14 protein-coding genes are annotated in these 7410 nt (G+C 47.3%); all 14 read left to right on the forward strand.

Annotation, left to right across the window (positions count from 1 at the left end; genetic code table 11):
* The coding region (locus V7051_RS23920; RefSeq protein ID WP_333879268.1) for a hypothetical protein at nt 1-372 on the forward strand (372 nt) is incomplete at its 5' end.
* An 82-nt stretch (nt 373-454) separates the two neighbouring features.
* A complete protein-coding gene (locus tag V7051_RS23925) occupies nt 455-706 on the forward strand; it encodes a hypothetical protein (protein WP_333879269.1) in 252 nt (83 codons plus the stop codon).
* Between the two features lie 39 nt (nt 707-745).
* Nucleotides 746-1198, forward strand: coding sequence for a hypothetical protein (locus V7051_RS23930; protein ID WP_333879270.1), 453 nt, complete (start codon nt 746-748; stop codon nt 1196-1198).
* A 133-nt stretch (nt 1199-1331) separates the two neighbouring features.
* Entirely contained in the window at nt 1332-1874 is a 543-nt protein-coding gene (locus V7051_RS23935; RefSeq protein ID WP_333879271.1) for a hypothetical protein, read from the forward strand.
* Between the two features lie 5 nt (nt 1875-1879).
* Nucleotides 1880-2512 (forward strand): helix-turn-helix domain-containing protein, encoded by a 633-nt coding sequence (locus V7051_RS23940; RefSeq protein WP_333879272.1) that lies wholly within the window; start codon nt 1880-1882, stop codon nt 2510-2512.
* Nucleotides 2505-3074: a helix-turn-helix domain-containing protein gene (locus tag V7051_RS23945; RefSeq protein ID WP_333879273.1), complete on the forward strand. Its 570-nt coding sequence runs from the start codon at nt 2505-2507 to the stop codon at nt 3072-3074. The genes V7051_RS23940 and V7051_RS23945 overlap by 8 nt, the downstream gene beginning before the upstream one ends.
* 46 nt (nt 3075-3120) lie before the next feature.
* Nucleotides 3121-3522 carry a hypothetical protein gene (locus V7051_RS23950; RefSeq protein ID WP_333879274.1) on the forward strand — a complete coding sequence of 134 codons (402 nt, stop codon included), beginning with the start codon at nt 3121-3123 and terminating at the stop codon, nt 3520-3522.
* A gap of 69 nt (nt 3523-3591) precedes the next feature.
* Nucleotides 3592-3954, forward strand: coding sequence for a hypothetical protein (locus tag V7051_RS23955; protein ID WP_333879275.1), 363 nt, complete (start codon nt 3592-3594; stop codon nt 3952-3954).
* A 236-nt stretch (nt 3955-4190) separates the two neighbouring features.
* The gene (locus V7051_RS23960) at nt 4191-4319 is read left to right on the forward strand and encodes a hypothetical protein (protein ID WP_333879276.1); all 129 of its coding nucleotides are present in this window, start codon (nt 4191-4193) and stop codon (nt 4317-4319) included.
* Nucleotides 4320-4322: 3 nt separating this feature from the next.
* A complete protein-coding gene (locus V7051_RS23965) occupies nt 4323-4601 on the forward strand; it encodes a hypothetical protein (protein WP_333879277.1) in 279 nt (92 codons plus the stop codon).
* Nucleotides 4591-4869, forward strand: a complete 279-nt coding sequence (locus V7051_RS23970) for a hypothetical protein (protein ID WP_333876405.1) — start codon at nt 4591-4593, stop codon at nt 4867-4869. Before V7051_RS23965 ends, V7051_RS23970 begins: the two co-directional genes overlap by 11 nt.
* A gap of 12 nt (nt 4870-4881) precedes the next feature.
* On the forward strand, nt 4882-5913 hold the full coding sequence (locus V7051_RS23975) for a hypothetical protein (protein ID WP_333879278.1): 1032 nt from the start codon (nt 4882-4884) through the stop codon (nt 5911-5913).
* Between the two features lie 54 nt (nt 5914-5967).
* A complete protein-coding gene (locus V7051_RS23980) occupies nt 5968-6264 on the forward strand; it encodes a hypothetical protein (RefSeq protein WP_333879279.1) in 297 nt (98 codons plus the stop codon).
* 7 nt (nt 6265-6271) lie between these two features.
* Nucleotides 6272-7351, forward strand: coding sequence for a hypothetical protein (locus tag V7051_RS23985; protein ID WP_333879280.1), 1080 nt, complete (start codon nt 6272-6274; stop codon nt 7349-7351).
* Nucleotides 7352-7410 lie beyond the last annotated feature (59 nt).

Here is a 7410-nt window from a genome sequence, read left to right on the forward strand (position 1 = left end):
CGCTTTGAGCGGTTCACATTTTCAAGCCTCCGGCTTTGCCGGAGGTTTTTGACTACAAGGCAAGCTCTATCTCCCGTGATGAGTGGAACTCAACCGATTTCTAATAATCGGATTGAATCAGATCCATTAGCAAAAATAATTGTGAATATGCTAAATGCAATGCAAGCCGATTACGGTCAAACATTTATCAAGCAGTTCGGTGACGCTGAGGTTTTAAAAAACTATAAGCGACGGCTGTATCAAAAGCTTGGCGGGTTGCCGATTAACGCCATTATCGAAGGCTATGAGCTGTGTACCGAGTTAAATAAAAAATTCTGCCCCCACGGTACCGGAAATAGTTCAAAGCGTCCTGGAGACGGTAAAACGCAATAAAAAACAGGAGGCCAACAAAGCCGAGGCTGAAAGCGTAGCCGCATTGCCACCGCCAACAATATCCTGTGATCCGCTTGCTCTTTTGGCTAAGGCAAAGGCTGCATCAGAAACCGAAAACAAAGAAGACAAGGCGGCCTGGATGGCGCGCAAAGAAGCAGCACTAAAAAATCATGAAGCTGTACTCAACCTGCATGGTCACAAAATAAAACAGATAGAGCCGCAAATTATTCATCAGTGCGTAGTTACCGGCTGTTTCTCAACCGGCACGCTCAGCTCAGGCACAAAAGGCAGCGATAACTGGTACTGCATCAAGCATTCCAAAACAACCGGATAAAAATTTACCCAACTAAGCCCAACAGGGCAGGAGATTAAGATGAAAAATATAGAATCAGTTTTACAAATTAAAAACGGCATGGCCGTTATATCGGCTGAAGACATGGCAACTCTGCTCGGAAGAAAGCATCTAAGCGTAATACGTGCTATCGATGCTATCTCTTCGGAGCACCTGGACAAGGATATGTTCTTTATGGCTGGCGGCGAAGTGTTTTTAACTCAGTCCGGTATCTGCATGGCAGATATGTCCCGCCGCCATTTAAAGATGCGCCGACGAATCATGATGGCGTTAAGCAAATTCGACGCCAATTACCGGAAGGAGCGCTGGTCTGAATTTCACTCCGCCATGCCATCCAGAGCAATTATTAGACTGCTCGCTTGGTTGGACAATGTCGGGCTAAAACGGCTGGCGCTATTGCTGTTCACAATTATTTGCCAATTAAAAAAATACGATCCGGCCAAGGGGTTAAACGTTCCCAAAACAGTTCAATAAAAATTGCCGCACTGGTGCTGGGTAATTACCCAGCACCAGTGCGCACTCGGAAAACACCATAAATCCAGCATTAACCGCTGGTTAATATAAACAAAACCTAAAGCATTTAATCTTAATCAAAAGGCTAAACAAAGTGAAAAGCATTAATAAATCCGAATTACAAACAGCCCATCATATCAAGCAGCGGATTAGCCGGGCGATTGCGGCTTTGCAAAAAATTGACGCTCAATCGGTTCGATGCGTCGAAAATCATGAAAAGATTAAGACGTTTATAGGGTGGTTGGAAAGCTTCGTTTCCCAGGCTGATATCGTCATCTATGAGGCGCAAAACCAATACGAAAACCGCCCACAAAGCTTAATTGTCGCGGCAAGCTCTCGGTATTACTCTATCGCCGAAGAAATCAGCAGGGAAGAAAAAACAATACAATTAGAACTTGATGGTTATCACTGCAAGGTCGAAGAATTACGGAAGAAAAATTTCACAGCAAAAGAAATTGAAGGTCTGATTATCTACCCACAGGCCACGCTCGATCAACACGAACAAAACATAATCGCGCTAAAAAACGAATACGCGAATATCGAAAGATTCAACGGCGGAGCGCCATTTTATGACGTGTCACTTCTGGATATTTCCAAATTAGCGCCTTACTTACAGCATCAACCGACCGCCGAGTAATCTGCATGTCAATGTCAACTACGCCGGTCCAGCCAGAAGACAAAGCCGAGGTCGCAGTTTTGAAAACCATTGTGGCCCGACTCAGGGAGGCGCGGGGACTGGCCGGGATTCATGACTACCAAGCAGTCAACTGGCTCGGCGTTCCGGCAACTGAACTAACTGAGCTGGAGAACGGGATTCACACAATCCCCCTAACCACAATAAAAAGGGCGTCCCAGTTGTACGATGTGTCCATTGATTACCTGTTCGGGCAAACCGACGATTGGGAGTTATGCCCAGAAGTTCGCAAAGAAAGAGATTTTTCAGCCCATTTACAAAGTTTGCTTATAACAGAGCAAGCCAAAGTAGCGGCAAAACTGATAGAGCACGATGCCCAGATAGCCGTCTTGTCCGAGGCCGTCACCGTACTGGCGCCAGCGATTAGAGCCGTTTATGACGCAATGCTTAGGTTTTGGGAATTAAATCCTGTCTTTGATGAGATGGTGGCCGGCGCGCCGGTCATTCACTACCTTGATCTAGCTGACAAGGCCGGGCATGAGGCAACTTGCAAAATGGTCCGGTACGGTATTTTGCCATTTGAGGAACTGAACAGCTATTCAATTCAAGAACCAACAAATCAAATGGTCAACCATGTCTAAGCCCCCAGAACACGCAAAGGAACTGGTCAAGACGTTCGGCATGAGAATGCGCGCTGCTCGAGAATTATGCGGCCTCAGCCAGATAGAAGCTGCAAAGCGGCTTGGTTATGCAAATTCAACCAAGCTGACCAAGATCGAACTTGCCAGCGATACCAATTCGATTCCATTTTGGGTGATTTCTATGGCCGCAAAAACCTATCAAGTCTCAACCGATTATCTGCTTGGCCTTACCGACGAGTGGCAATGTAACCACTCCGAGGCGCTGCAAAGCAAAATCGAGAAGACAGTAAGGCAATCCCAGTCAATCCAATACAACCCCATCCGGCAGCTATACGAGCATATTTCAGCCATTGAAAGCGCGGTTTCGATCAACCTGCAAAAAACAGCCGAATTTAAAGACCTGGTTACCAGGTTTCGTTCGCTAAACCCAAGCTTCGACACCGAGCTAAGGCTTGGCGCAAAGCTACTCAGAATGGCTAACGAAACCAACCAGGAAGCCGCCAATATCGCCCAACAATTGGCTAAGTCGCGCGACTCGATCAAGTCAGTAATCAATATTTGAAAACAAGAATACGGCTTTTCGGGCCGCAAGAAAAAGGACCATAAAAATGAATCAAGAAAAAACAGAAACAAATGCAGGTGGTAAAACAACACAATTCAAATCTGAATATTGCGAACAAGTATTTAACTATTGCTCATTGGGTGCTAGTGAAAAGCAACTGGCTCAGTTCTTTGGTATAGACGAAAAAGAACTTATCGATTGGAAAATCAAATATCCCAAGTTCCAGAAGGCAATAAAGCGCGGTCAAATTATGGCAGACGCCAATGTAGCCAGCTCACTTTATCGGCGTGGAATTGGCTACTCCCACAAGGAAATGAAAGTCATCCAGCGCGAGGGTAAGCTAATAGCTATTGAAGTTGATAAACATCACCCGCCTGATGTGCAGGCTTGTATTTTTTGGTTAAGCAATCGAACAGCCCAAGCTATGGGGAAACGTGACGGGGGTTGATTTTGAATCCGGTAGCGATATTGATTAAAAACGCTCCAACCTTTGAATGAATAGAACGAAAAATCAAAAATGACAGAAAGCAAGCGAGGCGGCAAACGTCCAGGTTCGGGGCGTAAAAAAGGGGTACCCAATAAAGCCACCATTGATTTAAAGGGTAAGGCAGGCGAATACACCGCTGAGGCTATACAGGTATTCGTTGATGTAATGCGCGACACAAATGCCCCCGCAGCAGTGCGTGTTAATGCCGCCGATAAGCTCTTAGATAGAAGTCACGGCAGGCCCGCTATCTATGTAGATGCTCAGGTTAGCGGCAAAATGGATGCTGACATGCTAAAGCGCATAGAAACCGAAATGGTGGAAAGAATGGCTTTAGCAAGGGAACGCCAAAGAGCGGTACTTATAGAACGTGGAATTTTAAATGATGACAAATAAGCCCAAGAGGGGCGGTAAACGTCCAGGGTCTGGACGGAAGCCTGGGACGCCGAATAAAACTTCGTTTGAGTTAAAAAAAGGCGGCGGCAGAGTATGGAGAAGAGGCTTTAAGTGCTCTCATCTCGATCATCCGAAACAAAGAAACACCGCCTAATGTCATTGTATCGGCTTGTCGTGAGGTATTGGATCGTGGATTCGGAAGGTCGGCAATAACGATTGATCCCCAAGAAATCAACTTGAATGTATTTCCGCCGAAAGAAGTATTGGACGGGATATATACCAAGGCGCTTGAAGAAGCCGCTAAGCGTGAACAGTCTCTGGTAGGGCGGCGTGAGCGTCTTGGTATATTGATCGAGCACGATTAGCGTTTGAAAAAATACACAAATAAATCAAAGCTCATTAAATTTTATAAGCAAACTTGGGCAATCAACATGCAAACTCAAACAGCAATCGTAAAACCAAAAAGAGGCGGCCCCCGACCTGGTGCCGGGCGCCCAGTTGGCTATCAAGGACCTAAAGCCATTAAACGAATCGCGATAAAGACGCTTCAAAAAATTATGCAGGATGAAACGGCTTCGGCTGAAGCAAGGGCATTGTCTGCGAGTAAGTTACTTGATGTCATGGGAGGTGAACAACATGGAATCTAAATCAATAACATGCTCCGATGATGACCTAGAGAACAGCCCCACGTTCCAAAAATTGGTCGTGCTGTCGCGCCTTGATCCGATCAACAGCTGCAATCAGACTGAAGTCGATCAAGCATTGGCTCAGGATCTTATAACGTTGGTCCGCGCGCTCGATAATAAAACCATTAAATTTGAAAACAGAGCTGATGAAGGGGCTTTTTTTCAACTAATGCTGACTTGCCACACAATTGTTAGTCAGATCCGCCCTCCATCAAATACAAAACATTAATTAGGCTTAACCATGCCATTACAAAGCGACTCACAAGGTTTTTTAATCGGCGATACCGTTACCGACATTCGCCGGGTATCAGACCATCTAAGGCGTATTAGAACTGACATATCTGATATCAAGTGTGCCATGCTGAGTTCATCAACAAACAGCCGAGAAAGCGGCCATTCTCGCGCCTCCAGTGGCGGCAGTAATGCGCGGATCAGTAGCTCGGTGGCAACTCCAACTGGGGCAAGGAGTGGCGATCAAGGCCCAGCAATCAGGGATTTATCGTTGATAAATTCCAATGAAGTGGCTACTCTAGGCGGAAGAAGCCGTGACGCTTCAGGACGATTTGTTGGCAATCAGCAAGCGGAAGGTCCCGGCTCAAATCGAGGCAGGGACGGACGCTTTTCTTCTAATGGCGAAGGTGAATCTCAAGCTCAGCGAGGAATGCTTAGCGGTTTTGCTGACCGTATTGCTTCCGCTGTAACGGCGACGACCGCCGGCGCAGAAGAAGCCGACCCAACTATAAAAGCGTTTAAAGAAGTCGCCGAACCGCTTGCGCGAGGGTATGAAATATTCTCTGGTGGTGGCGACAAAAAAGAGCGCTGGTATAGAAAAATATTTAGAGAACTGAACCTTTTCAGAAAGGATGAGTCTGCATTTAACCGGGCGGCCAACCGAAGTTTGCATAATATTGAGGGTAATCCGGGCGGCGGTAATGGTAGCAGTGGGGCGTTTGGAGCATTGCTCCTATTACTTGGGAATTTGCTGTTGAAAATACCGGCGTTAGGGACAGCTATTGCCGGGTTCACTGCCGTTTTGTCGAAAATTCCATTGTTGAAAAACTTACTGCCCGGTAGGTTGTCAACGAATATACCACCAGTATCATCAGAAGCTATTCCACCTGCTTCCGGCACTGGAGGTATCGGTAGAAGGTTACTCCGTGGCGGGAAGGGTTTGCTTAAAAGAATCCCTCTACTTGGCGCTTTGATCGGCGGTGTAAGTGCCGCCAGTGACATATATGGAGCTGAAAATGACGACTCACTAACACGGGGCTAAAAAGACAAAGCCGACGGCAAGGCAGTCGGCGGCTTAGCGGGAAGCGTTGGCGGCATGATGGCAGGAGCTAAGCTGGGTGCAATGGCGGGAGCTTTTGGTGGTCCCATTGGTGCGGCCATAGGCGGGGTAGTCGGCGGCGCAGCGGGTTTATTTTTCGGTGACCAAGCCGGGCAAATTATCGGCGAGAAAATGGGGGAATGGACAACCCAACTTCGTGAAGCGGATATACCGGGCAAGATTGTTGGCGCATGGGACGCAACAACCAGCGCGATAAAAAGCGGCTGGGACGGCGCTTTAAAAATTATTCTCCGATGCCTGGGGCAAAGCCAAAGACCTTGGCAACGCGGCTAATAACTTTGTGAAGGACAAGACCGGGATTGATGTAAAAGCAGAAGTTAAAAACGCCTATGACGACGTAGTCAAATATACCGCAGATGAAGTCATTCCATCATTAGTTGACCTGAAAAACAAGGGGGTCGATGCAGCGGGCAAGGGCGCTCAATGGGTTGGTGAGAACACGACGGTCGGCAAGGGGGTGGGGTACATCAAAAGCTTGCTTCATACCGAAGGAAAAACCAGGGTTTATGATAAGGGTGACGGAAGCACCGAAACACGTGAAGGCGGAACAGTGGCTTGGCGCAATAACAACCCAGGCAACCTGAAGTTTGAATATGCTGGAAGTGCGGACAAAACGGTTAAGAGCAAGCGAACCAAAGAACAGGCATTGTTATCGGCCCAAAAAGCTTACGACGGCGTAGTTGATCTGGATCAGTGGGGTAATGCCATATTCAATACTGAGGATGCCGGTAAAGATGCCAAGGCAAAACTGCTCACAAAAAAACATGGCGACAAGACCATAGAGGAAATGCTCCCAAAATACGCCGTGTCCGATTATTCAGGTACAGCTGATACACAAGCCTACGCTGCTGGAATACATAAACTTGCCGCTTCGCGCGGGCTTGATTTAAAGGGCAAAAAAATATCAGACCTTAATTCTGATGAGTTCAACGCTTTAATGGACGGCATGAAAAAGGTCGAAGGATTCAAAGAAGGATCGGTGAGCATTCAAAAGCCTGAGACGGCTGTTGCCTCAATATCCAATGATCCAACCCAGAGCAAGGCACCAGAAGCTTTCGGCGTTGCTTCAGATACATTTGCGGCGGCAAATAACCCAGATCCTTACAGGTCACTTAATAGCTTCATGACGGCCCCAGGCTGCGCCGCCCAGGTACAAGTCGCTTCTGCGCCGCCCGTAAAGCCGCCAGTATTTTTGCCGCCGCCAGCTATCCCCGAAGCGCCGCCGATAATCGAGCCACTAGCCAGTAATTCAAGCCGGAACATGACGGTATCAATGCCTGCCTCAGATGTCGGTCAGGATATTAAGGATCGGAGTATTGCGCATATTGTAACAGGCGGGTATTCGAGCTACCGGGGGTAGATATTGAGATATAGTCAAATCTGGTGTACAAGCAATTTTGATTAGGTGGCGATATTCTG

The sequence above is a fragment of the Methylobacter sp. genome, assembly GCF_036845245.1.
Lineage (GTDB): Bacteria > Pseudomonadota > Gammaproteobacteria > Methylococcales > Methylomonadaceae > Methylobacter_A.

Excerpts from the sequence above, each read along its gene's own strand:
- V7051_RS23970 (WP_333876405.1), top strand. The coding sequence starts at position 4,591 with ATGGAATCTAAATCAATAACATGCTCCGATGATGACCTAGAGAACAGC.
- V7051_RS23975 (WP_333879278.1), top strand. The coding sequence starts at position 4,882 with ATGCCATTACAAAGCGACTCACAAGGTTTTTTAATCGGCGATACCGTT.
- V7051_RS23940 (WP_333879272.1), top strand. The coding sequence starts at position 1,880 with ATGTCAATGTCAACTACGCCGGTCCAGCCAGAAGACAAAGCCGAGGTC.
- V7051_RS23950 (WP_333879274.1), top strand. The coding sequence starts at position 3,121 with ATGAATCAAGAAAAAACAGAAACAAATGCAGGTGGTAAAACAACACAA.
- V7051_RS23930 (WP_333879270.1), top strand. The coding sequence starts at position 746 with ATGAAAAATATAGAATCAGTTTTACAAATTAAAAACGGCATGGCCGTT.
- V7051_RS23945 (WP_333879273.1), top strand. The coding sequence starts at position 2,505 with ATGTCTAAGCCCCCAGAACACGCAAAGGAACTGGTCAAGACGTTCGGC.
- V7051_RS23955 (WP_333879275.1), top strand. The coding sequence starts at position 3,592 with ATGACAGAAAGCAAGCGAGGCGGCAAACGTCCAGGTTCGGGGCGTAAA.
- V7051_RS23980 (WP_333879279.1), top strand. The coding sequence starts at position 5,968 with ATGATGGCAGGAGCTAAGCTGGGTGCAATGGCGGGAGCTTTTGGTGGT.